Raw genomic sequence first — 21,834 nt, 5'->3', positions numbered from 1 at the left:
CACAGTGGCAAACCTACAGATCTCCCAGGGTAATTCGCGTGACCTTCCTGCTTATGCCTGTCGGATTTACGTCACAGCGTTCCGTGCAAGTATCGGGCTTTGACGGTTTGGGCCATCTTACCCCGCTGCGCCGCCTCTATCCGCTTCCTGTTCGTCAGGCCAGCATTTTGCCTCGGGCTTCCTTCAGATTCGCAGTCACCCGCGACACCCTTGCCTTCGGCTAACACTTCCCCTTGCCGGGTGTGTAGAGGACTTTCACCTCCAAGTCACCAGCGTGGCCACCACAGCCAAGCTGGTTGCGCTTGCGCGCAACGCGCCATGCCTGGCGCACCCAAAAAAAACCGGCCCTGAGGCCGGTCATGTAATTTGGTGCGGGTGGTCACGTGCCCCGTTTAGTCACGGTGGTGGACGCCATGAGGTCGAAGATGAACTGGGATTTCACAGTGAAAACCGGAACCGCGATGAAGGCTGCAAGCACAACGGCTAGCACGAGCGGATGCCCGATGCTGAGCAGAAGCAAGACGGACATGATCTTCAAGGTGGTGCGCAAGATGCACTGCCAGATGGATAGGTTGCCGTTGAGCGAGATCGTCCTGACACGGAACAACAGCTTGCCGGCCGTCGTGCCACGCCAAGTCCTGGTCAGTGTCGCTTCGTAGATCAACCACACCAAAGGCAACAGAACAAGGAAGTAAGGTGCCAGGCTGAGTGCTGCCCCCTCAGTCCAGCTCAGGCCGGGGGTAGCAACGTCGAATGGGCCCGACGTATCGACATGGGCATTATGAGCCATGACTAAAGCCAGTAGTGCTAGCGATCCACCCAGTACCAGCGATACCAAAACAAAATCTGTCGTGGTTGCCGCTATGCGCTGAGCGACGTTCAGCAGTTTGGAGCCAATTTTCATCGTTCACCTGATTGCTTGTGGAGGACTAGAACATGTTGCCCATCGCATCGAGTGCTGCCATTTGCGAGTTTGTGGGTTCGGCCGTGGTCGGATCTTGAGAGTCATGCGATGGGCTGGCCTCATCAAGGGCACCTGCGCTTGAGAGCAGCTGCGGCTGTTGGTCGATCAACGAGTCCCGAGCATCCATACCGTAGTCAGGTGGGGTGGCGACAGGGACAGACAGTGCATGAGCCTCGACAGCACCTGTGTGCAAGGGAGCACCACTCTGGGTGCCCACCGGCTCAGGTTGCAGGGGAGGGCGAACCTCCTCGACAACCAGGGCCGGCTCCATCGGTTCAGCGGGAGCTAGGGGCCCTGAGGGCGGCGCGACTGCCGGAGCTTTTACAGCCCCTGGTTTTGCGGTGATCTCTCGCTGCCGTGGTACCCGTTTCTTTCGGCTCGGTGGAGCTGCACTTTCACGCTTGGATTGGCGGCCCGTCGCAATCATTCCCCCCGGGCCAGCAAGAGCGTTATTCAGAGCTTCGTCTAGGGTGCCGGCCTCACTGTGGCTCAAAAACCACTGATAAAAGACTCCCCTGATAAGAGGCGTGTCTTTACCGTATGGCAGTTCGGACATGAACTCCAGCAAACCTGGGCAAACGTCTTCTGGGATATTCAGATTTATTTTGCGCTCAGTTTCATTAGGGTCATATACACGAATTAACTTAGCCATTTACAGCAGACACCCTTTTTGCATTCGCGTTTACGATGCTCCGGATGATTTGTCCAAGGGCATAGCGAGCAAAACCGTCAGCAACAGCCCAGCGAGGATTTTTTACAAGAATGCTGTGTTGCCATACATCTTTGGCGCGAGCATAGATCGCCTCGGCGCTTCCACCCGCAACTAAAATCCCATTGAGGGAACGAGCATCATCGGAAAACAACGAGTTACCTTTAGAGATAACCTCCTGAACCACATGCTGTTGAGCTTCGGTCACTTGCTCTTGAATGTTTACCTCCTGACCGTACTGGAAAAGACATTTGGTGCTGAACGATTCCTCACACTCCACCAGGCTTGCTTGAATCTCGCGCTTGCCTAGGATGCGGCGCAACTGCTCTGCAGCAGCACTCATTCCTGCGCAGGAGTCAGCGCCCCGTTCAATATATTGACCTTCCCTCATCAAAAGAAAGTCAGTCGAGTAATGCCCACCCTCGATGACGCCATAGGATTTAGGCCTTCCGTTAGCACCATTGATCAGATTTTCAATGGGCATGCCCGACTGATCAAGGATGTAGTCGCAGTAAGCGCCCATTGGCTGAGGAAGTGCTTTCAACTCGACAGTTTTAGGGAGTGCTTTCCGAGTGCGCTCGACCAGACTGTCCTTACGAGAGCCGAACAACTTAGACGGGGTACCGATAATTACAAATGCCTCCTCAATACCTTGAACTCCCTTAGCACGTAACCTGGTGAAAGCCGACTGAATAAGCGCCAGATATTCAGCGGTATCCGTCCAGTTGTCGTTCAACCCGATAGAGGAGGTGAGGTTGCCCTGGAGGCGAGCGGTATCGCCAGTGAAGTATGCCTTGCCATCGACAATTTCGGTCTCGGCCTGGGCGCGAGCCGCAGTCGTCGGGTCGGTGAGTTCGACAGCTGGAACCGCCAGAGTGGGGTACATGATATCCGTTCGTTTGCCGTCGTGGTAAGCGACGACTTTAATGGCACTACGACCCGCATCCAAACCGATTGCTACGCGACCTTTCATGAAAAAAACCTATATAAACCAGTAACTTAGAAGGGTTAACGATGCGCACTGTGCAGTGTGCAGTGCCTACAGTGCAGTGCGATGTAGCTACTGTGCTGTATGCATTGATGTGAGTCTAAGATACATAACACGTATTGACAATACTGGATGGTGACAAAGAAAATTCGCCGGAACGCGCCCCCTCGGCGCGGCTATACACAACCCCCCGGCGAACGCTTAAACAATGGCTATACACAACCCCCCCTCCATCGACGATTTCGAAGAGCTTCGGCGCAAAGGCAAGGAGTCGGTCGACACCGCTGTCGACTACCTGATTCGCATCGATCAGCTCCTGGTCCGCATGGGTGAATTGCTCTACGTCATGCAGCCGTTCCAGACGGGGCGCATAGGGATCGACTTCAACCAGCACCGGGGCCAATCGCGACCATTCGTGCGGGTCTATCGAAAGCTCAAGGCCGGCAAGGGGAAATGGATGTCCACGAACGTGAGCCACAAAGGCCTCACGAAGAGAGTGAAGCGAGCCCGAGAATTCGAGCCCAATCACAAGCTTGTTCTGAGCCTGTGCGAAAGGGTTTCCAAACTCTTTGACCTCAGAGCCGAAATGCACGAGCGGGTACGAAATATGAGCCATGGCGTAAAGCTGACGCTCAAGGCCAGAGAAGATGATCTGGCATCTCTTGAGTCTCTGGTGGGCAGCATGCTGGACCAGGTGGAAACGAAGTTCGAAGGAGAGATCGACGTGGATGAGTAATCGCTAATCAGTTTCGCGAAGGCCTTGTCGATCAACGTCGGCAGGGCTTTTTTTTCGTGGCTGAGGGCGACCAGAAACTATTCGGTGACAGGCCAAGTATGAACCGGGCTATGGGCAAAGCGGACTAGAAGCGAACCGGTGTTACGCGATGTGTGACTCTGCGGCTTTGGCGAAGCTAACTAGAAGCTGACCGGTGTTATGCGCAGTGGGATCCTGCGGCTTCGGTAAAGCGGACAAGAAGCCTACCGGTGATTTGGCGAAGTGTTATCCGGGCTCTTGCTGAGCGTAGTGTGATCCGGCCGCTGAGAATTGCTTTTGCATTCGGTGGTGAGCTGACTTTTATCTGGGCCTGGCGGTGTTTGAACCGAACTGCCTCGCGCCCGCTCCCTTAATCTAATTTAATTCTCTTCATTCATTTTCTCTTATTCCGGTTGCACCATCGGCCTCATTCTGGCGCCGGCACTTGTGTCGGATTCTCTTTTTCCGCTGCTCGTTGTGCCACCCCTCGTTTTGCAAGTTTGGTTTGGGTGCCTGTCGTGGGGCTGGCCGTTGTGGATCTGCCAGTTCTTTCTGTGCCGCTTGTGCCTCTGCACCCGCCGGCTCCCTTCTGCTGATGACGTATTGGGTTCATTCTTCTTCTGTGGATTCTCTTTTCTCTCTTCTCTTCTTCATCTCCATTATTTCACTGCGACTTCTACGTCGTCTGCTGTGCGTGAGAGCATGAGTGGTGGGATCCTATTGTTCTCGCACCAGTTCTAGATGTTGAATTGTGCCATCGCTAGTTTGGGGTTTCGTTGTTGCGCTGCCGCATTGGCATTTCATTGTGCTGGCGCTTGTTCTGCTGCCGCAGGTTTGGCGCTTTTTCTCCTGCCGACAGCATAACCATTTGTGCCTTTCGCTACGCACCTCGGCCGGCGCTCAACCGTCAGTCCCTGCGGGTTGCGTCAAGCGAAACAGGCCACCGGCAGTCGGTGGCGACCCCAAGAAGGATCTGACGGGGGAGGAGAGCGACGGGCTGAGAAGGATGCGACGGGGGGAGGAGAGAGGCTGGCTGTGCAGGGGCTCGATGCTGGTCCTGCAGCTGGCCTCCGATGATCGGTCGCGGTCGGTGGTGGGCGGTGTGAGACCTGTTGCTGCGGTTTGCGATCCTGGCGTGGCCGGCAGAGTGCGATGCCCGGCGGCCGGTGGTGGGTGAAGCTGGATCTGTGCTGGCGGTGCTCGATCCGGCTCGCAGCGTGTGATGCTTGGCTGGCGGTGGGTGGTATGTGACCTGCCTGGCGAGGCCGACCCTGCTGCTCTCCTGGTGCCGCTTGTGACCGGGCAGGCGGGTATTGACGATTGGCTGGCAGTAGTCAGCACCTGGTGCCGAGTGGTGGTGCTTGGTCGGATTCGTCTCAGCTCAGGGTGCTTGGAGCCGCTTTTCTCTGTTCGGTGTCTCGTGGGTGGGAAGCACTTCATTGCCTCCATGATTCTCAGCTCATTGCATGCGTGCATGCCCCTAGGCGATTGCGGCCCGGGGTATCTCTGCCAGCGAGCGCCTCCCTTTTGGTTGCTGGGCGGCGTATCGGCGCCGACGGGGCCGGCTTTTATGGCTGCGCTTAAGCATAAATGGTTGTGCTGCGGCTTTCCGCTTTTGTCTCTCCTAGGGCATAAATGGTTGTGCTGGCGGCCAACGCTTTTCTCGCTACAGAGTCATAAATGGTTGTGCCTGTATTCGTAACACGTAACTATAATTTGTCTTGCATCCATACAAATCTATAGGTATTGTGGAGCCATAAATGGTTGTGCCAAGGAGCCACCGAGATGAACAAGTCCTTTGTGATGAAGCAGGTTGGGAAGGGGGCCGGGTCGATCGCTCTGGCTGCTGCAGCTTGTCTGTTTGCTGCATACGTTCGACAGGCCTTTGGTGGCTGGGCCTTCGCCGGCTCGTTACTCCTGGTGATCGCAGCCAGCATTCCGATGGTCCTGTTCTTCAACCTGTTTGCTGACCCAAACGTGAAGTTCAGCAAGAAGGAACGGCTGATGGATCAGGAAGACCCTCACTGCATCTTCAATGACAGCCTCAACATGTTCCGCAAAGACGACGATTGATTCACCACTCGCACCTCAAGGAGGCCGGCAATGGCCGCGAAAGCTTTCACCCCAAACAAAGACCAGGCTGTTGCCCTGGGCAGTACCGCCAAGCGCTTGCTGATCCGCGCCAAGGCGGGTGCTGGTAAGACCTCGCTGCTCATCAAGCACGCCCTGCAGTTCCCAACCCAGCGCCTGCTGTATGTGACCTTTGGAAAGGCCAACAAGGAGGACGCAGCTGCTCGCTTCCCTGACAACGTGACCACCAAGACCAGTCATGGGCTTGCTTGGGAAGTCGGTGGCCAGTTCAAGAAGGTTGGCAAGCAGGATGATCTCCACCCATCCCACCTGGCCAAGCAGTACGGCATCCCAATGGCGTTCGCTCGCCACCTCTACGTCACTCTGCACAACTACATGGTCTCTGCAGACCGGGAGATCCTGGCAGCGCATGTGCCGGCACAGATCGTTGGCGATGACCGTGAGAAAACAGCGGAGTGGGCGAAGGTTGTTTGGGAAGACCTGCAGCGCTTGCGCCAATGGTCTCGCGGGTGCGGCGATAGCCAAGCCGAGCGTGCTGAGTTCCTGGAAACCACTCATCTGCGAATGCCGCACGACGGCTACCTGAAACTGTGGAGCCTGGGTGACCCTGACCTGAGCCACCGTTACGACCAGATCCTTCTGGACGAGTACCAGGACACCAATCCTGTCTTTGCTGCGGTGATCCTGCGGCAGAACTGCCCGCTGCGCTTGGCCGGTGACGACTTCCAGGCAATCTTCGGTTTCCGTGGTGCCTACAACACCTTCGAACCGTCGCAGTTCGACCAGGTCGTATCGCTGAGCGAGAGCCACCGTTATGGCGCCGGCATCGCCGAGCTGGCCACCATGCTCTTGCGTGAGTTCGCCGGCGAGCAGGATCCAGTGCGCAGTTCACGCCATGAGCTGACTACCCGTTTTGCCGTCGACCGCACCAAGCCTTACGCGATCATCGGGCGCACCAATGCGAAGCTGTTCGCCAGTGCTGTCCAGCTGCTGGAAGGCCAGCGTCTTCACTTCGTGGGTGGCGTCAACGAGTACCCGTTCGACAAGCTCGTTGAAGTGCACCACCTGCGCGCCAACACGGGTGTCCGTCTGCGCGATCCTTTGCTCAGTGCGTTCCGCTCTCTCCAAGATCTGGAGGCTTATGCCAACGACACCGATGACAAAGAGATCCACGCCCTCATCAGTGTTGCCAAGCAGTATGGCGATCAAATCCCGAGCCTGGTACAGCGCATCAAGGATGCTTGCGTCAGCGACATCAACGACGCGACCGTCATTCTTTGTACTGCCCACCGCTCGAAAGGTTTGGAGTTTCCGCAGGTGGTTCTGCTGAGCGACTTCCTCAACCTGATCACCGATGCCGGCCTGCCGCTGGTGCTGGATACCCCAGAGCTGCGCCAAGAGCTCCACCTGCTGTACGTGGCGCTGACCCGTGCGATGGAATCCATTGAGGTGAATGAGCAGATCCAGGCAGTTTTGCGTTACTGCGAGACCGCTGGGGTGGTGGGTGAAGCGGTGGAACCTGTCGCGAAGCACACCGAACAAGTGGGGGGCCTATCGCTGGTTGTTAGCCCTGAACAAGAGGCCGAGACCTTTGCTGCGATCACCGGCGTGGGGGCGCTTTCCAAAGTGGCTGAGCTGGTCGGCGCCGATGCTGCCCTGCTGTTCGAGGGCGATCAGGTTGAGTCGCGCATCGAGCTGGCCATCCTGCGTCATGCGGCCCTGACTGCGGCGGCGATCGCGGGCGTAGTGGGTGTCTCCGTATCCCAGGCGGCCGATACCGTTGCGTCGATGGTGCGCCAGGGTCGCCTGCATGGTGGCCTGTTCATCGGTTGCCCAGATATCACCGGGCGCCTGGTCAGTGACCTGCACCTGGAAGTGGCCTGATGCACTACCTACTGATCGTTGCAGGGGGCGAACATGGCTGACGATTTCATCCGGATCTTCTACCGCCGGGAAGCGGGCGGAAAATCCAAGAAATCATCCGTTTCCATTGACCCGCTGATGTTCGAGATTTTCGTCAAGATCAAGGGGAGCATCGGTGAGGCCCGGGACACCCTGAGGGAATGGGCGAAGGCTGCGGATACCGAGCGTACCGATGCGAACTACCGCATGGGGAACTCTCGAATTGTGCAGCAGCGGATGTCCCAGGAAATTCTGGACATGGTCAATGAAGGCATGGCCGCTCGGGCGGTGAAAGAGACGGAAGCCGCGGGCGAGGGGAAAGGCCGGGGTTCTCGACGGGGCAAGCGGGTGGTGGGTGTCCAACCCTCGCATCAGCTGCCGGCGGTCACCGGGCATCTCTCGGAGGATCACGTCTAGCGGCGTTGCTGGCGCTCATGATCGTGCCAGGCGGGGCAGGCTTCGAATGGTTCGTTTGTGTGATTGGTCAAGTCGGCGCGCATGATTGCAGGACGGTGACTTGCTTTGGCTACGGGAGGTTTGGAGAGAGGTGTTGCACGACACGAGCGTGTCGCTAAGGGAGGATGACTCACCCTAACGGTTCCACGCCCAACGAGCAATACCCAGGGCAGGTTTGTTGATCGGCGGAGGCGCGTGCTCCTCCCGAGCTGGAAGCGAAATCACATTTACTTGACCAACATCACAGGCGGACTACACGCCATTTTTTAGCCAGTGTGCGTATTGGTACGCGTAAAGAATCTATTTAGGAGTAGGTATGTCAATTCTCAACAGCATGGATGGAGTGCTTGTTCCCGCGCTGGTGATCTGCGCCTTTGCGTATTTCGCCATTGCGATGCTGAAGCGCCGCAAAGGCTACTCGACCAAGCATTACCAGTGCATCCCCCTGCTCACCGAGCGCGAGCAGGACTTCTTCTGGCGGCTCAAGGAGGCGGTACGCGACGACCTGGTCATCGCGCCCCAGGTGGTCTTCGGCGCCTTCATCAAGGTGAAAGCCACCGCCATGACCGACAAGAACCACGCACGGCATATGGTCGCCCACAACCGCTGCGACTTCCTGCTCTGCGACAAGCAGCTCAAGCCGGTAGCGCTGGTCGAGGTCGACGACTCCACGCACAACAGCGGCAAGGCCAAGGCAAAGGACCGGCGTCGCGACGAGCTGATGAAGGCCGTCGGGGTCACCGTGCATCGGTACCGCGGGATGCCGTCGGCCAGAGACATTCGCAAGGACCTGAAGCTGTAGAGCTCAGGACCTCTCATCCACAATTAGAACTCAGAAGGTGATCACCATGAGTGACTTCGATTCATCCAGCGAATACTTCGCTCGCGCAGAAGCTTCGGCCGGCGAAGGAAAGCTGACTTTCCGGGGGCTGTTCCTCGCGTTGCTAGGGCTGTATGTCATTGCTGCGGCAATCAGCATCGGCGTCTTGACTTTCAAAGTACCGGTCAGTGCTGAGGATCTACAGCATGCATCCTGGCTGGTGCACGCCCCCTACTTGCTCCCCTTTATCTCCGGCGCATTGTTGATCATAGGCTTCGCACTCGTGCTTCAGTTGATTAGCCCGATGACCCTGAGCTTCGGTGTGCTCATGATCAGCTTTATCGGCGCCGTTTCCACTGAACCGAGTGTCTCACTGCGCAGTGCTGTTCTGGCTGGGGAAGCGAAAATCGGCTGTTACGATTACAGCTTGCTCGCCTGTACCGAGATGCTGGGGTTACCCAGTCGCGCAGCCAACCTAGATCAGCCGGCCCAGCCGAGTGTCCACCAATTCATCCCTGTCCAAGCGATGGCCTTCGTTCGAGCTCCGTTCGATGTGTTCAAAGCGGATGAACTCAACCAGATGCTCGATACACAGCGCCTGGAAGTGAAAGGTGAGATGCGCAAGGGCCTGAAAACTCAGCCCGACACCCTCCCCACATCCGAAGCGACGAGCTCAACAGGTGAGCATCATGAGTGACCACGATTCTTCCAATGACTACTTCGATCACACGCCGGGGACGGCAGGCGAGGGATCACTGATCTTCGCGAGCGTCTTCATGGCTGCGGTGGTGGGGTACGTCGTGTTTGCGGCAATCAGCACCGCCGTCCTGAACTTCAAGGCTCCCGTGAGCGCCGAGGACCTGCACCTCGCTTCCTGGTTGGTGGTTCCGCCATCGCTGTCGTTCATCTGCGCATTTTTCAGCTTCATGTGCATCATGGGTGGCGCCCTGCAAACCTTCAGAGGCAGCTCTTTGGGACTGTTCCTCATCATGATTGGTGTGCTTGCTATGCCCACCATCTTCCCCAGCGTCTCGTTCCGCAGCGCCGTGCTGGCAAGCGAGGCGAAGGTCGGCTGTTACGACTACACGAGCCTTGCCTGCACCAAGATGCTTGGCCTCCCCAGCAGCGCGACATCCGATCAGTCGAGCAAAGTTGAACGCAAGACATCGGCGCCGATCGAGGTGATGGCTTTCCTGCGAGCACCTTTCGATGTGTACAAAGCGGACCAGCTCAACCGAATGCTCGATGCCCAGCGCCAGGAGCTGAAAGAAGAGATCCGCAAGGGCTTGCACAGCCAGGAAAACACGCCCCCTACATCCCTAGTCACTAACCCAGCAGGTGAGCATTATGAGTAGCCAGGAATCCTCCAGTGAATACGTCGACCCTGCGCCAGGGACGGCCGCCAAGGGGCCTCTGATCATCGCAAGCCTGCTACTGGCCGTGCCGGTGCTGTTCGTCGTGTTTGCCGTGATCAGCGCAGCCGTTCTGAACTTCAAGGCTCCTGTGAGCCCCGAGGACCTGAAACATGCCTCGTGGTTGGTAACTCCTCCAACCCTCTCGTTCTTTTTGTCCGGTGTCAGCGTCTTCGCGTTCGTCATCGGCGCCTTTCGCGCATTTATGGGCAGTGCCTTCGGCCTGGTACTGATCATGGCTGGGATTGTGAGTGGTACCACTATCTTCCCGAGCGTCTCTTTCCGCAGCGCTGTTCTGGCAGGTGAGGCGAAGGTGGGCTGCTACGACTACACGAGCAGCGCCTGCACCAAGATGCTGGGCCTTCCCGACGCCGCGGCCTCTGAGCAGTCGAGCAAAGTCGAAGGCAAGACATTGGCGGCGATCGAGGTGCTGGCGTTTGTCCGGGCTCCGTTCGATGTGTTCAAAGCGGATCAGCTCAACCAAATGCTCGATGCGCAGCGCACCGAACTGAAGAAGCAGTTGGACGCTTACGCCGAGTAGTCGGTGAAGTCTCGGGGTGGCCGGTGCCGACCACCTCCGAATCTAAGGCTCCACCGAACAAGGGGTGGAGCTCTAATAGTTAACTGGATGCGCTGAGCACCAGCCATAAGGAATCGAGATATGAAATCGCTGTTCGGGATCGTTTTTGGTTGGTTTGCAGGGGTTGCGCTCGCGGGGGCAATGATTGGTATCGTCGGCCTGTTCGATGCCGGGGTTGAACACTTAGGGTTCACTGAAAATACAGCCAGGTACTACATCCTTAGCCTGATGTTGTGCATCACCATGCTGGTGATGTCCAAACCTGCCCGACGTATGTGGAAGCTCATGGGGCTGTTCGGTTTGGCCCTGTTTCTGATCATGGGAACTGGACTGACTCAGGGAATCGAACCGGTACCTGCAGGCGACCAGGTTGAGCAGATCCGAGCTCAGCTGGATGCCTTGGGCATCCTCGGGGCCAAGGCTGTCATGTACCTTGCGCCAGGAGGTCTGGTGTTGTTCTACACCTTGATGGCTTACATCGGGATGCGTGAAGAGCAGGCGAGGAAGCGGGTTTACCTGACCGACTAACGGATCGACTGGGGGCGGGCTGTTTGAGGCAGCCAAAAACACAGAACAGAAGGGGGTAGGTGATGCAAAAGCATGAGTTGGACGCAGTGGACGGTGTTGACCGAAGCTCGGTTTATCGGGTCCTGGGCGCAATGTGTTTGGCCGTCGGGATTTTCTGCATCGGTCCCATGGTGATCGATCAGCAGCTGGTGAACATCGCTCTGAACATGTCACCAGAGAAGACCGCTGTGATGATTCTATCGGCGGCCGGTGTGGTCCTGTCCCAAAGGGGGATCGCCGGTTTCATCGTGCTCATGCTGGGGGTCTTGGTCGCTGGGGCAGCGTTTGAGCTGTACTACGCTCTGGATGCGGCTGCGACGATGGGGGCGATCGGCTTTCCTTTCCTCATGCTTGGGATAGGTGTGCTCATCTTCAACCCAGCTCGCTGACCTCCGCACTACTCGCAAGGCCCGCCATCATGGCGGGCTTTGTTGTTTGAGGCTGCGGGGGAGGGTTACGGGTTTCTACGTGCAGCGAACCGGCGAACCCACTCTTCGCATCTATCTAGGCGGTCTAGGAGGTCCTTCTTTGGCTTGCAGTCTTGATACCCATCTGAAACCATCTGCCTGACCACTCCTAGCCCTGCCAGGACGTCAGCTGCTCCTCTGATGGGGGTAGGGGCCGGTGAGTAGTAGTCCTGGCGCATCTGCTTGTCGGGAAGCTCTGCATCTTCGTACTCTTCCTCGAACCATTTGTTAAGGGTTATGCGGACATCAATAAGCGGTGACGTAGGGCTAAAAATCATTGAGAACGGGAAATTCTCCAAAATAGGGCCGACTTGTAAGTGCTTATCCAAGTCCATGCGGCGAGCCGGCCGCCATCGCGAGCGAAATCCCGGCTCACCGGGGCCACAAGGCACAGCGCCGTCTCGCTCAACCCCTTGAGGGGGTGGCATTATCCTCGCACGCCTCCTTTTTCCACTGAGCGCTCTAGCCGGGCTGATGAATTGGCTGTTGTATGCGTGAGAGTCGTATGTCCACTCCTCAGCTTGTAACCGGGCTTCGAGGGCATGGAGCTTCTTGGCCGAACGCGTGATTAGAGCGGCTGATACCGAGTGGAGGCGTGGGGTTTCGCCGGCCGAATAGACCCCTCGCCATCGAATCCCAACTGTATGAAACCCGTGCTCTTTAGCCCAGTCGATCTCTTCTCGGAACAAATGCCGATATGGCTCATCCAGAATGACAATGCACTTCGACTCATCGTCGTACCAGGTAGACTTGTGATCCGCCTTTTTTGAGAGATTCAGGCTTGTGCCATAGGTCTCGTTTACAAATGGGGCTCGGAAACCTGTCACAGCCATGAAATTCAGAGCGAGTGCGGCCCGTTGCGCCTTCCTCAGGCCGTCGTGCTCGCTATAAGCATCACCCCTGAGCTCCAGATGATCAGGGGCCTCCAGCCGAAAACCGGATAGGTAGGCTGTCCTTTCAAGAGATCTTCCTGGGAGAATTTCTGTCAGGGGGAGCGGCAGCAGGAATGACAGGGTGGTCCGCCCCGATCGAAGTTCAGGACCACGTTTGAAGGGATCTGGGCTCTGGCCGTGATCTTTCCAGTAGAAGGATACAAAAGTCTGGTGGAGTTTCTTTGCGGTCCCTAAAACTGACTGGGCATGCCGGAGGTTCTGAAAGCCAGCACTCTGCGCCGCTTCATCAAGGGCAGCATGATGAGGAATGCTCTTCTCTTGCTTGATTAATTTAGCTACGCGCTTGATACGCGCAACGGTGGTAGGTCGAGTGTGTTCGGTTGCCACGATATCTCTCCGGCCCTACTTGTTGCTGCGTCACCCGTCCACCGCTATGCATCAGGGCCAAAGTTATGGTCCGAATCTTGAGTAGCTGGCAGTGCTGCTCGTGCAGCTTCGCGATGACGGGTAGCTGGCGTCTGCTGGGCGCCATGGGAGATTGTAAGCTGCGTTCTGTGTGTGTGACTAGACCAAACACACAGACGGACCACGCACTACAGGCCGGCAATCACCTATAAAAGAAATCACCTCACGCGACGTATAGGTACGTGTGGTGAATTAGATTTGCCATTATGATGTAGGTCTGAAGGCGGCCCTCGGTATCCCAGGGCCTCATGTAGCGATCCTCAGCGGATCCAGGGGAGGGGGCATGGCCAAACAAGATGAGATGACGAATCGATCCATCGCGATCCTGATCAATCTGTCTGCGGGCTTGGATGAAGCCGGCATCGAGTGCGGCGATGAGCGCGTACCGCTCACCGCACACCTGCGCCTGGCCGCCGCCGCCGGCGCCGCCTCGTTATCCCAGCGAGCCAAGCGGTCGACGCCGTTCTCGAACCAGACGAATAGTCCGCATGTGAAGTTGGTCAAGACCGCTGCTAACTGGCTTGACCAGCTGAAGGTGGTCAAAGGGTTCCACGGAGACGTCTCGGCTGCCGAGTTTCTCGGTGTCAGCCAGACCCAGTTCTCCCGCTGGCGTACCGGCAAGGACCTCCTGGACAACTACCACGCCTGGCAGATCGCAGCAGCGTTGAATGTGAACCCGATGGTGGTGATCGGCAGCGTTGGTTTCCACCACTCTCGCGACACTGATCGCACCAGGTGGTTGGCCATGCTTTCAACGGTCCTTGATTCGGAGCTTCCTGCGGTACCTGCGCTGACGCCGTCGGCGCCAGCCCGGGCAACTGAGCAGGTGCAGCAACAGCAACAGCAACAGGCACCTGCGCCTAGCAGTACTGGCGCTGAGTCGACCGCCCAAGGCAGCAAATGGACAGACGAGGAAGATCAGCGGCTCGTTGCGAGCTACCGTGACGGCTCGGCGATCGACGTTCTGGCTACGGCTCACAGGCGCACTCCCAAGGCCATTTTGCTGCGACTGAGCAACACGCACCGCTTGATACCGGCTGAGCAGCTCGCAAGCTTGTGTGAGCTCTACGGGGTGAACCTGAACAGTCCTGGGAACGGGCGCAAGACCGAACAGAGAAAGGGCTCCCCGCGGCAGAGAAGGGGGAAGGCCAAGGAACATGCTCCAACGGTGTTCCTTTGAGTGATCTGGTGCCTGAGATCAGCTGCTGGCGCTAGGAGTACAAATGTACTCCTAGCGTGCAGGTGGCACTTTGGCGACTCGACCAAATGTGCCACGCGGATCACCAGAAACTAACGATGGCACATTTCGAATGGCGCCAGCCCAGTGTTTACAGGTTGGAAATGGCGGTTCCGCAACAAACACTAGCGATGGCACATATCGGCGCCATCGGGACAACTAGCACAACAGAGGTGGCCATGAACAAACCCCAACTCCCAGAAGCACCACCCCGGCGAACGCTGCTGCAGCGGCTCTTCGGCGCTGGAATTGGGCAGAACTTGATTAAAGTCTGGGTGACAGAGACAGGTAGTTACGCCTTTGGCCAGGTGGTTACCGAGACGAAGGTGAAACTCGGTCGATACACGGTGCTGCAGTGGAAGACATACAGAACGCCTGATCTTGATCGAGAAGAATAGGGGCCAGCGCTATAGCCGGCCTTTGCTCGGCACTGGGGATCCCCCTCTTGTTCAGTGTGCCTTGCTGGTCTGGGCTTCGTTATCTGCGGGTGTTCCCCATATCGAGTTGACCAGTGAACGCGATGGCGCTGTCGGCCTCGCACCTACTCAATCCTGCTACTGACAGAAGTCAGCAACGGAGATCATTGATGCGCACACCCAACGAACAGGATTCACCCAAACTGATGGCCAGGTCGATCGAGCTGATCACCGACCGAGACGAGAAGTTCTCTGAAGTCGTTACCAGCATGGGCAGCTACGGCAACAAGTCCTTCCAGGAGGCCTTCAAAGCACAGTACCCCGAGGACTGGGCGACGATCGAGCGAAGCTACTCGTTGTCCGGGCTCCACTACGGCGAGGAGGGACGGTTTGTCGATGGGGAATGGACCTTGATTGCGATCGAGCCTTCACCATCTGCGCTGCTGGACGCGCAGTACTGCGACTACCTGCGGAACCCACCCTTTTAGCGATCGGTTGGCATGCACCGCACTCTGGCCTTGGATGCTGCCCGGCCGCATGAACGCTACACCCACTCCGGCCATGCTTGGCCGGAGTTTTTCGTTGCTGAACCTACCAATCAATTGGAGTGACCTGACGATGCCAAGAGGCTTTACATCAATTCATTTTCACGGTGGGCCTAAAAATGGCGAAGTGCAGGAGGACGTTCCCTGTTCAAGCTTGGGGGACTCTGTGAGCGTTCCGAGCGGGAGCGGATACACGGATGAGCCAGGCGGGGTTGTAGGTGTCTTCGTAGATGCATTCGAGCTGCCCGACAACTGGATGATTTCCAGCTCATTCAAATACGTCAAGCGGAAGCCAGTTACAGGTTGCTCTGGGGCGCATTACGACTTTCAGGAGAGGACGCTTGTGGAACGTTGTCGCGCTACTACCAAGTCGAATACGTGGTGCAGAAACGTAGCCATGCAGGGGAAGAAAACCTGTAGAGCTCACGCCAAAAGCCAAAATCTAAAAGACAAATACTGAAAGGGCGCGGCCAGAGAGTTGTTCTATAGTTTAATAATCTCTTGATAAAGATTGTCCTATAGTTTAATTTCGGTGTCCAGTAAGTAAGCACACCAGGTGAGCTCCACCAATCCACTTGGCGGGCACCACACAACTCTTCTAGGACGGCTGCATGCTGATCAAAAAAATCCTCACTCACTTCCACTTCTGCTGCGGCTTGGGCGGTGGTGCCAAAGGCTTCAACGAGGCGAAGCCCATCGTCGGCAACATGCAGGCTGAATGGGAGTGCCTAGGCGGCGTCGACGTTGATCCGGCCGGCCTTGCTGACTTCAAGCGTTTGACCGGTGTGGAGGGTACGCAGTTGGATCTCTTCACCCGCGAGCAGTACATCAGGTTCCACGGCAAGGAACCGCCAGCCGGATGGAGGGAAGCAACCACAGAAGACATCCGCCGTGCAGCACAGAACCGCCGGCCCGATACCGTCTTCATCAGCTCCCCGTGCAAGGGCGCCAGCGGACTGCTGTCGGAGAAGATGAGCGCGACCCCCAAGTACCAAGCCTTGAACGAGCTCACCCTGCGTTGCATCTGGCTGATGGCGGAGACCTGGCGCGACGACCCTGTGCCGATGCTGGTGTTCGAGAACGTCCCGCGTCTGGCCAACCGCGGCCGGCACCTGCTGGACCAGATCGGCGCCCTGCTAAGCCACTATGGGTACGCAGTCGCCGAAACCACCCATGACTGCGGGGTGATCGGCGGCTTGGCTCAAAGCCGCAAGCGTTTCTTGCTGGTGGCTCGCCATGTAGAGAAGGTCCCGCCGTTCTTGTACGAGCCCGAGAAGAAGAGCCTGCGCTCTGTAGGCGACATCCTCAGCCGCATGCCTCTTGCCGGCGACATCGAGCGAGCGGGACCAATGCACCGAGTGCCAGCTCTGCAATGGAAAACCTGGGTCCGCCTGGCTTTGGTTGAGGCCGGGAAAGACTGGCGCAGCCTCAACAACCTGGCGATCCAAGATGGGTATCTGCGTGACCTGGTCATCGTCCCAGGATATCGAGCGGGATATATGGGGGTGCATGGCTGGAACGAAAGTATGGGCACGGTGGCTGGACGATCGAACCCAACAAACGGGGCGTTCTCGGTGGCTGATCCGCGTGCCCGGGCAGGCGCCCTGCAATATCAGCAGTACGGTGTTCGCCGGTGGCAAGATACCAGCGGCGCCATCATTGGCGTCAAGAGCCCAGGGCAAGGCACATTCAGTGTCGCTGATCCCCGAGCGGCCAAGATGCGCACGAGTGGCGAACCCTACCTGCCTGGCGGGCACTACGGCGTGGTGCCTTTGCATGGCGTCGCGGGAGGTCAGCATGACGACAGCCGGTGGGACGTTGCCGGCACCCAGCTCCCAAGCGCTGACGAGAAGCTCACCTGCATCATCGAATCGCTCGACGGGACCTGGCACCGGCCCTTCACGACCTTGGAGCTGGCGGCGATCCAGAGCCTTGTCGAGCCAGAGGAGCAGCTGGAATTGGACGGGTTGAGCGATCAGGCCTGGCGCGAACGAATCGGCAACGCAGTTCCCCCGAAGGCAGCGAAAGCCATCGGTCATGTGATGGGCACTACGTTGCTGCTGGCAGCTCAAGGGGAGACTTTCATGCTGAGCAGCATGCCCATCTGGGTGCGGCCAGTCGCGGTTGGCCTGAGCGTATCTCAGCTGGCGGCACAGTGATCATGATCGGCCCACGGCTCCGGCGTGACCGCGGCTTAGGCGCGAGCTCCGCCGGCGCACACCGGCTGAAGACCCTTTGGAGACCGTCGATACAGTGCTGCCACTGATCGGCAAAACCGATGCCGGGTGCGCCTGGCATCATCACCACGACGTGAAAATCACGTCAACACGATGAGATGTAGAAAATGGATGATAGAAACAACGGCCTTCTGATCGAAGGCTTCGTGCAGGGTTCCTATGACCGTATGTTCGGTGCCGGCAAGGTGGAGGCTCGCCACCACCCGCTCACCAGCTGGTCTCAGGCAACCGTCTCCGGTAGTCAAAGCAACTTCCAGGACACGCAGCGCGATGTAAAGCGTACCGTCGAAGCATTGCAGAGCACCCTCTACAAGGAAGGTGGCAATGATGAGCTGCTGACCGAGCTGTCTGCAGTCGAAGAGCGTTTGACCAGCGCTACGACCGTCGATGAGCTGGGCACCGTGATCATCGAGTCGCGTCCAGTGCTTGACCAGGTGTTTGGCCGGTAAGGCAGCCGCCTGAAGCCCTGGACTGCGTTCAGGGCTTCTCACAGATCGGTGCACGCATCCGCCACCTCATGCGATCGAGCTGACGGGTGTGTAGACCTCCGGCATCCGCAACACCGCTATGCACAGTCTTCGAGCTGTGCCGAGCCCATAGAAACACAATCATCAATGCCCTGCTGGCGCCGTTGCGCCAGAGGTCGAACGCCTGCAGGAGGCAAAGCATGAGCATCACCAAGATCACCGAATGCCGCGAGTGCGGTAGCACGTCCCTGAGCTGGCAGACGCACAACAAGAACATCAGCGATGCTCAGCACGGGCGTTTGCGTACGAGCGACATTCGTTGCCAGCTGATTTTGGGTTGTGATCACTGCTCGGAAACTCTGGCCATTATGAGCGCCGATCAAGTAGCGGCATGGCTCACAGAACAAGGGCAGGCACAGTCCGTTCAGTACCAAGGCAGCGATGCCGTACCAACGGCCGCCAGTGCTGGCGAGGTTGAAGAGTCGCTTCTGTGGCTTGACGACTTTGTTGCGCGCTGCAATGGGGATGACCGCGGCTCCTGCGCAGCAGTCGAGACTCTGCGTGCCGCCCTGTCCGCCCAGGTGCAGGCCAAGAAGGTCAGCGCCGTTGTCTTGCGTGAGGCGATGGAGAACCTCGCGATCAGCGCTTCTGTGGCCGACCACCCACCCGTATTCCTGCCAGCGTCCGTGCGCCAGCATCCGCTTGTGATGCTGGGCGGTGTGTGCGTGCGGGTTACATACTCCGGACTGAAGTGGTACCACGAGCAGCTGGTCAATGACCGCTGGGAAGCGCTGGCCGTGGATGAGTTCGAGGCGCTGTTGGTCGAAGCGCTGGCGAAGGCATGAGCATGCCCGCTGATCACTGAGCTCTCGCGGTACCGAATGCCCAGTATGAGCTGGGCTGCCGCAGCTGTTTGACTTGCGAATCATCCACTGGCCTGTGCTGATGGTGGTGGGTCTCCAGACCGAACCGGCGTCAGCGGCGCAGCAAAAATAGGCACAAGTGCCTAAATCAGCCTACTAGGCACAAGTGCCTACTGAGGATTCTCTATCTCAGACCCACTCATCGATGGAGAGCCGACACATGGCTGTCACCCCTCGCAAACCTCGCAACAAGCCGACTCAACTGCAGACCGGCATTCTCCTTGCCGCTGCGGATCTCTCTCGCTACATCTACGACAGGGGCGATGCCGCTGCGCTGCTAAAGCGTCAGGGGCTAGCCGATGCCAACTGCTCGGCCATGGACGAAATGGACAAAGAGGAGCTGCGGATTCTGCGCGATGACTATGGGCTTGCCAGTCTGCGCGGGCTGGATTGAGGACCGCCTCGTTCCAACCATTCTCAACTCACCCAGGAAAAGAGCCGCCCGTCATGCGACGCTAGATTGTTCCACTGCAAGAACCGCACGGAGCCAAACGCCAAAGTGCGGCCTGTTGCAGGCTGAACCAGGCCATCGGGCAGGCTATTGAAGAGGCTCGAAAGTCAATGGATGACCAGGACTACAGTCCACCAGGATGGGTTTATCGTGAACACGCGGCCGCTGGTGGTGTGGCGATCACCGAAACCAGCGGGAGGCGTTACCCTCCGGTAGATTGGGCTGCAGTAGGGCCTGCCCGATGGTTCGACTGCAAGCTTGGAAAACTCTCGGACGTAGAGCTGGCGCGACTGATCGGCATACACCCCGATCGAATTCGCCGCCGGCGGGAGCAATTGGGGATACCTCCATGGTCGGTTGCTCAACAGATAGAGCCTTTCAAGCACCTCCTCGGCGTGCTCACCGATGGGGCGATCGCTTCCTTGTGCGGCGTGTCGCCAAAAAGCGTCACGGTTTACCGTGAGTCACTGGGTATCCTCCCGGTGTTGAGGCCGGCTCCTCGAAAGCAGGTGCTTCCCACCGGTCATCCACTGAGGATCTACAAACCTCTGTTTGGCTATGTCAGTGATCAAGAAATCGCGAAGGTGGCAGGTGTGGATCTTCATCTGGTGCAAGAGGTGCGCGAAGCATTGGGCTTCGAACCCGTGAGCCCATTGATAGAAGAGGCTACTTCAATCCCAACCGCGGATTACCACGGGCCATGGCTCGGGTACGAGTCCTTGCTGGGTAAGGTATCTCCGGCCCAGATCAGCAGGGAGGTCGGGGTACCCTATGACGTAGTAGAGCAGAGACGTGTGTTCCTGGGCATAGCACCCTACAAGCGCTTGTCCAAGGCGGTTCGTTTTGATCACTTGCTGGGCAAGGTCCCCAACAGCCTGGTAGCCAAACTCGCCGGCGTGTCGACCGCACGTATCGCAGAGCGGCGCAAGCAACTCGGCACGTGACCATGGCCGAGGCTTCGGCCCAGTCAGGCTGACCGCCGAAATGCTCTTCACCCACAGATAATTCCACACCCGGGTCTGCTTGCGTCCATGCAACCCAGAGCGGTGTAAGAACTCGATCACACCACACCGATCACGGCAAGCGACAATGCTGGACACGCTGCTGCTGGGCGCTCACAGGTGACATCAAGGGCGGGCGAAAAAGATTGTCCTATAGTATAATTTTTGCCTTGCATAATTATTGTCCTATGGTTTAATCTTATTCTCCGTATTCATCTACCAGGACAAATCAATGCGTACCTTCAAAGGGTCCATCAAGACTGACGTTCAGGGCTCCGATGTGGAGTTTGAGTTCGAGGTCGAGGACAACGCCACCCAGACTGAAATCGAATACGAAGCCAAGCAGGCTGCCTTCGAGCACGTGGATTGGAATTTCGAGGAAGTGAAGGGCTCGTAAGGCACTTCGGCCCCCACCCAGATTGGACAGGTGATAGCGATGGAACAGGTTTATCCGCAGGAGACGCTTGAGCACAAGCGTGCAGGTTTTGAGCAGGGCATCAAGAAGATCGCCGTCGAGCGCTTTGGTCACTCGGCCAATGACAACACCTTCTACATGCTGATCGAGCGCAACCGTAATGGCCGCTACGCCGTTGAGTGGGTGCGTGGGGCGTGGGAAGGCCTGCAGCTGGCTGAACAACTTCAGGCCAGCGCGCTGGAGATCGGTATGGGCCCGAAGGCGCTGCAGATCAATTTCCCGGCGGCCGAACGTGCGAGCGTCAGCGATTCCAAGCTCTACAGTCATGCCGAAGTGCCGAGCATGGACCTGGCCGACGAGGACTACATTCTGCACCTCACCGTGCGGGCTGCCGACCCAGACCAAGAGCGTCTCCTTGCCGATACCTGTACTCGTGCCGTGACATCAGCTCCCAAAGCGCTGGCTGCCATGCAGCAGGCCTATGCCAAGCTGGACAGCGTTGCCTTCGTGTCGGAGGAGGGTGACACCGACGAGGTTAAAAGCGCCTTGCTCGATGCCATGGCTGCTCTCTCTGTTCAGTGAGGTTCCTCTCTGCGCCCGGGAGAGAAGCATGACCAGGGCGTGGGTTGGGTTGAGGTCTGAAATCAGCGCCAGCACACACAGGATCCAACATGGACCAGCAGCCGAATTGGCGAGTTACCTACCATGACAACCAGGGTAAGACCATCACCGTCGAGGTGATTGCATCCACCTACAACGACGCCATCAGCAGGGCGTCCGCCAACCTCTTCAACGTGTACTTCCAGTCTGCGGTACAGATCTAGGTCAGCTCCTGAAGCACGCATCCCCAGCCATCGAGCTGGGTCGATGCCGTGGAAGCGGCGCGGATTTCGCGTGCGCAGCAGGGGTAGGAAGATCATGCCGTTGACCTGGAACGTTGCTTATTACTCGGGGATGTCCAGCACTCAGGACCTGAGGGCTGCCGTTGATGAGGGCGTCCCAGTAGGTGTTGTTGCCACACTGCTGGACACCCTTAAACTCCTTCGGACGCTTCCACGTCATTTGGATGCAGGC

At 57.8% G+C, this 21,834-nt stretch carries 24 protein-coding genes; 21 read left to right on the top strand and 3 right to left on the bottom strand.

Translation table 11 applies throughout. The features are described from left to right. Nucleotides 1–379 precede the first annotated feature (379 nt). A complete protein-coding gene (locus BJQ17_RS24640) occupies nucleotides 380–904 on the bottom strand; it encodes an RDD family protein (protein WP_023383565.1) in 525 nt (174 codons plus the stop codon). Nucleotides 905–1,608: 704 nt separating this feature from the next. Continuing rightward, nucleotides 1,609–2,646: a ParM/StbA family protein gene (locus tag BJQ17_RS24630; protein ID WP_023383567.1), complete on the bottom strand. Its 1,038-nt coding sequence runs from the start codon at nucleotides 2,644–2,646 to the stop codon at nucleotides 1,609–1,611. 223 nt (nucleotides 2,647–2,869) lie between these two features. On the opposite strand from BJQ17_RS24630, the gene BJQ17_RS24625 reads away from it, so the two are divergent. The 10 genes from BJQ17_RS24625 to BJQ17_RS24580 all read left to right on the top strand — a co-directional run bounded on the left by BJQ17_RS24625 (nucleotide 2,870) and on the right by BJQ17_RS24580 (nucleotide 11,632). Continuing rightward, nucleotides 2,870–3,397 carry a hypothetical protein gene (locus BJQ17_RS24625; protein WP_023383568.1) on the top strand — a complete coding sequence of 176 codons (528 nt, stop codon included), beginning with the start codon at nucleotides 2,870–2,872 and terminating at the stop codon, nucleotides 3,395–3,397. A gap of 1,803 nt (nucleotides 3,398–5,200) precedes the next feature. Further along, nucleotides 5,201–5,488 carry a hypothetical protein gene (locus BJQ17_RS24620; protein WP_023383569.1) on the top strand — a complete coding sequence of 96 codons (288 nt, stop codon included), beginning with the start codon at nucleotides 5,201–5,203 and terminating at the stop codon, nucleotides 5,486–5,488. Nucleotides 5,489–5,518: 30 nt separating this feature from the next. Continuing rightward, a complete protein-coding gene (locus tag BJQ17_RS24615; protein WP_023383570.1) occupies nucleotides 5,519–7,390 on the top strand; it encodes a UvrD-helicase domain-containing protein in 1,872 nt (623 codons plus the stop codon). A gap of 33 nt (nucleotides 7,391–7,423) precedes the next feature. Continuing rightward, complete coding sequence (locus BJQ17_RS24610; RefSeq protein ID WP_023383571.1) at nucleotides 7,424–7,825, top strand: hypothetical protein; 402 nt, start codon at nucleotides 7,424–7,426, stop codon at nucleotides 7,823–7,825. 355 nt (nucleotides 7,826–8,180) lie between these two features. Beyond that, the gene (locus BJQ17_RS24605) at nucleotides 8,181–8,666 is read left to right on the top strand and encodes a DUF2726 domain-containing protein (RefSeq protein WP_023383572.1); all 486 of its coding nucleotides are present in this window, start codon (nucleotides 8,181–8,183) and stop codon (nucleotides 8,664–8,666) included. Between the two features lie 46 nt (nucleotides 8,667–8,712). Next, on the top strand, nucleotides 8,713–9,381 hold the full coding sequence (locus BJQ17_RS24600) for a hypothetical protein (RefSeq protein WP_023383573.1): 669 nt from the start codon (nucleotides 8,713–8,715) through the stop codon (nucleotides 9,379–9,381). Then, nucleotides 9,374–10,039 carry a hypothetical protein gene (locus BJQ17_RS24595; RefSeq protein WP_023383574.1) on the top strand — a complete coding sequence of 222 codons (666 nt, stop codon included), beginning with the start codon at nucleotides 9,374–9,376 and terminating at the stop codon, nucleotides 10,037–10,039. The genes BJQ17_RS24600 and BJQ17_RS24595 overlap by 8 nt, the downstream gene beginning before the upstream one ends. After that, nucleotides 10,032–10,637: a hypothetical protein gene (locus tag BJQ17_RS24590; RefSeq protein WP_070096788.1), complete on the top strand. Its 606-nt coding sequence runs from the start codon at nucleotides 10,032–10,034 to the stop codon at nucleotides 10,635–10,637. The genes BJQ17_RS24595 and BJQ17_RS24590 overlap by 8 nt, the downstream gene beginning before the upstream one ends. A 120-nt stretch (nucleotides 10,638–10,757) precedes the next feature. Next, the gene (locus tag BJQ17_RS24585; protein WP_023383576.1) at nucleotides 10,758–11,204 is read left to right on the top strand and encodes a hypothetical protein; all 447 of its coding nucleotides are present in this window, start codon (nucleotides 10,758–10,760) and stop codon (nucleotides 11,202–11,204) included. Between the two features lie 62 nt (nucleotides 11,205–11,266). After that, nucleotides 11,267–11,632 (top strand): hypothetical protein, encoded by a 366-nt coding sequence (locus tag BJQ17_RS24580; protein ID WP_023383577.1) that lies wholly within the window; start codon nucleotides 11,267–11,269, stop codon nucleotides 11,630–11,632. Between the two features lie 65 nt (nucleotides 11,633–11,697). Here BJQ17_RS24580 and BJQ17_RS24575 read toward each other — a convergent pair whose 3' ends face one another. Beyond that, nucleotides 11,698–12,990 (bottom strand): DUF5623 domain-containing protein, encoded by a 1,293-nt coding sequence (locus BJQ17_RS24575; protein ID WP_023383578.1) that lies wholly within the window; start codon nucleotides 12,988–12,990, stop codon nucleotides 11,698–11,700. Nucleotides 12,991–13,351: 361 nt separating this feature from the next. On the opposite strand from BJQ17_RS24575, the gene BJQ17_RS24570 reads away from it, so the two are divergent. From BJQ17_RS24570 to BJQ17_RS31800, 11 genes are all read left to right on the top strand, one after another. Then, nucleotides 13,352–14,248 (top strand): hypothetical protein, encoded by an 897-nt coding sequence (locus BJQ17_RS24570; protein WP_023383579.1) that lies wholly within the window; start codon nucleotides 13,352–13,354, stop codon nucleotides 14,246–14,248. A gap of 116 nt (nucleotides 14,249–14,364) precedes the next feature. Next, nucleotides 14,365–14,703: a hypothetical protein gene (locus BJQ17_RS31810; RefSeq protein WP_175442754.1), complete on the top strand. Its 339-nt coding sequence runs from the start codon at nucleotides 14,365–14,367 to the stop codon at nucleotides 14,701–14,703. A 188-nt stretch (nucleotides 14,704–14,891) separates the two neighbouring features. Next, nucleotides 14,892–15,209 carry a hypothetical protein gene (locus BJQ17_RS24560; RefSeq protein ID WP_023383581.1) on the top strand — a complete coding sequence of 106 codons (318 nt, stop codon included), beginning with the start codon at nucleotides 14,892–14,894 and terminating at the stop codon, nucleotides 15,207–15,209. A gap of 668 nt (nucleotides 15,210–15,877) precedes the next feature. After that, nucleotides 15,878–17,425 (top strand): DNA cytosine methyltransferase, encoded by a 1,548-nt coding sequence (locus BJQ17_RS24555; RefSeq protein ID WP_023383582.1) that lies wholly within the window; start codon nucleotides 15,878–15,880, stop codon nucleotides 17,423–17,425. A 185-nt stretch (nucleotides 17,426–17,610) separates the two neighbouring features. Continuing rightward, entirely contained in the window at nucleotides 17,611–17,952 is a 342-nt protein-coding gene (locus BJQ17_RS24550; RefSeq protein WP_023383583.1) for a hypothetical protein, read from the top strand. 218 nt (nucleotides 17,953–18,170) lie between these two features. Continuing rightward, nucleotides 18,171–18,815 (top strand): hypothetical protein, encoded by a 645-nt coding sequence (locus BJQ17_RS24540; protein WP_023383585.1) that lies wholly within the window; start codon nucleotides 18,171–18,173, stop codon nucleotides 18,813–18,815. A 238-nt stretch (nucleotides 18,816–19,053) separates the two neighbouring features. Next, on the top strand, nucleotides 19,054–19,287 hold the full coding sequence (locus BJQ17_RS24535) for a hypothetical protein (RefSeq protein ID WP_023383586.1): 234 nt from the start codon (nucleotides 19,054–19,056) through the stop codon (nucleotides 19,285–19,287). Between the two features lie 167 nt (nucleotides 19,288–19,454). Next, on the top strand, nucleotides 19,455–20,288 hold the full coding sequence (locus BJQ17_RS32250) for a hypothetical protein (RefSeq protein WP_224459409.1): 834 nt from the start codon (nucleotides 19,455–19,457) through the stop codon (nucleotides 20,286–20,288). A 289-nt stretch (nucleotides 20,289–20,577) separates the two neighbouring features. After that, nucleotides 20,578–20,742, top strand: coding sequence for a hypothetical protein (locus tag BJQ17_RS31805; protein ID WP_156342218.1), 165 nt, complete (start codon nucleotides 20,578–20,580; stop codon nucleotides 20,740–20,742). Between the two features lie 39 nt (nucleotides 20,743–20,781). Continuing rightward, complete coding sequence (locus tag BJQ17_RS32245; RefSeq protein ID WP_224459408.1) at nucleotides 20,782–21,342, top strand: hypothetical protein; 561 nt, start codon at nucleotides 20,782–20,784, stop codon at nucleotides 21,340–21,342. A gap of 89 nt (nucleotides 21,343–21,431) precedes the next feature. After that, the gene (locus tag BJQ17_RS31800) at nucleotides 21,432–21,584 is read left to right on the top strand and encodes a hypothetical protein (RefSeq protein ID WP_156342216.1); all 153 of its coding nucleotides are present in this window, start codon (nucleotides 21,432–21,434) and stop codon (nucleotides 21,582–21,584) included. Nucleotides 21,585–21,834 lie beyond the last annotated feature (250 nt).

It is taken from the genome of Pseudomonas sp. NBRC 111139, from assembly GCF_001753955.1.
GTDB classification, from domain to species: domain Bacteria; phylum Pseudomonadota; class Gammaproteobacteria; order Pseudomonadales; family Pseudomonadaceae; genus Aquipseudomonas; species Aquipseudomonas alloputida.
Note: the sequence above shows the minus strand (reverse complement) of the source record. Positions and strands in the feature narration are given on the sequence as shown.

Excerpts from the sequence above, each read along its gene's own strand:
- BJQ17_RS24640 (WP_023383565.1), bottom strand. The coding sequence starts at position 904 with ATGAAAATTGGCTCCAAACTGCTGAACGTCGCTCAGCGCATAGCGGCA.
- BJQ17_RS24630 (WP_023383567.1), bottom strand. The coding sequence starts at position 2,646 with ATGAAAGGTCGCGTAGCAATCGGTTTGGATGCGGGTCGTAGTGCCATT.
- BJQ17_RS24625 (WP_023383568.1), top strand. The coding sequence starts at position 2,870 with ATGGCTATACACAACCCCCCCTCCATCGACGATTTCGAAGAGCTTCGG.
- BJQ17_RS24620 (WP_023383569.1), top strand. The coding sequence starts at position 5,201 with ATGAACAAGTCCTTTGTGATGAAGCAGGTTGGGAAGGGGGCCGGGTCG.
- BJQ17_RS24615 (WP_023383570.1), top strand. The coding sequence starts at position 5,519 with ATGGCCGCGAAAGCTTTCACCCCAAACAAAGACCAGGCTGTTGCCCTG.
- BJQ17_RS24610 (WP_023383571.1), top strand. The coding sequence starts at position 7,424 with ATGGCTGACGATTTCATCCGGATCTTCTACCGCCGGGAAGCGGGCGGA.
- BJQ17_RS24605 (WP_023383572.1), top strand. The coding sequence starts at position 8,181 with ATGTCAATTCTCAACAGCATGGATGGAGTGCTTGTTCCCGCGCTGGTG.
- BJQ17_RS24600 (WP_023383573.1), top strand. The coding sequence starts at position 8,713 with ATGAGTGACTTCGATTCATCCAGCGAATACTTCGCTCGCGCAGAAGCT.
- BJQ17_RS24595 (WP_023383574.1), top strand. The coding sequence starts at position 9,374 with ATGAGTGACCACGATTCTTCCAATGACTACTTCGATCACACGCCGGGG.
- BJQ17_RS24590 (WP_070096788.1), top strand. The coding sequence starts at position 10,032 with ATGAGTAGCCAGGAATCCTCCAGTGAATACGTCGACCCTGCGCCAGGG.
- BJQ17_RS24585 (WP_023383576.1), top strand. The coding sequence starts at position 10,758 with ATGAAATCGCTGTTCGGGATCGTTTTTGGTTGGTTTGCAGGGGTTGCG.
- BJQ17_RS24580 (WP_023383577.1), top strand. The coding sequence starts at position 11,267 with ATGCAAAAGCATGAGTTGGACGCAGTGGACGGTGTTGACCGAAGCTCG.
- BJQ17_RS24570 (WP_023383579.1), top strand. The coding sequence starts at position 13,352 with ATGGCCAAACAAGATGAGATGACGAATCGATCCATCGCGATCCTGATC.
- BJQ17_RS31810 (WP_175442754.1), top strand. The coding sequence starts at position 14,365 with ATGGCACATTTCGAATGGCGCCAGCCCAGTGTTTACAGGTTGGAAATG.
- BJQ17_RS24560 (WP_023383581.1), top strand. The coding sequence starts at position 14,892 with ATGCGCACACCCAACGAACAGGATTCACCCAAACTGATGGCCAGGTCG.
- BJQ17_RS24555 (WP_023383582.1), top strand. The coding sequence starts at position 15,878 with ATGCTGATCAAAAAAATCCTCACTCACTTCCACTTCTGCTGCGGCTTG.
- BJQ17_RS24550 (WP_023383583.1), top strand. The coding sequence starts at position 17,611 with ATGGATGATAGAAACAACGGCCTTCTGATCGAAGGCTTCGTGCAGGGT.
- BJQ17_RS24540 (WP_023383585.1), top strand. The coding sequence starts at position 18,171 with ATGAGCATCACCAAGATCACCGAATGCCGCGAGTGCGGTAGCACGTCC.
- BJQ17_RS24535 (WP_023383586.1), top strand. The coding sequence starts at position 19,054 with ATGGCTGTCACCCCTCGCAAACCTCGCAACAAGCCGACTCAACTGCAG.
- BJQ17_RS32250 (WP_224459409.1), top strand. The coding sequence starts at position 19,455 with ATGGATGACCAGGACTACAGTCCACCAGGATGGGTTTATCGTGAACAC.
- BJQ17_RS31805 (WP_156342218.1), top strand. The coding sequence starts at position 20,578 with ATGCGTACCTTCAAAGGGTCCATCAAGACTGACGTTCAGGGCTCCGAT.
- BJQ17_RS32245 (WP_224459408.1), top strand. The coding sequence starts at position 20,782 with ATGGAACAGGTTTATCCGCAGGAGACGCTTGAGCACAAGCGTGCAGGT.
- BJQ17_RS31800 (WP_156342216.1), top strand. The coding sequence starts at position 21,432 with ATGGACCAGCAGCCGAATTGGCGAGTTACCTACCATGACAACCAGGGT.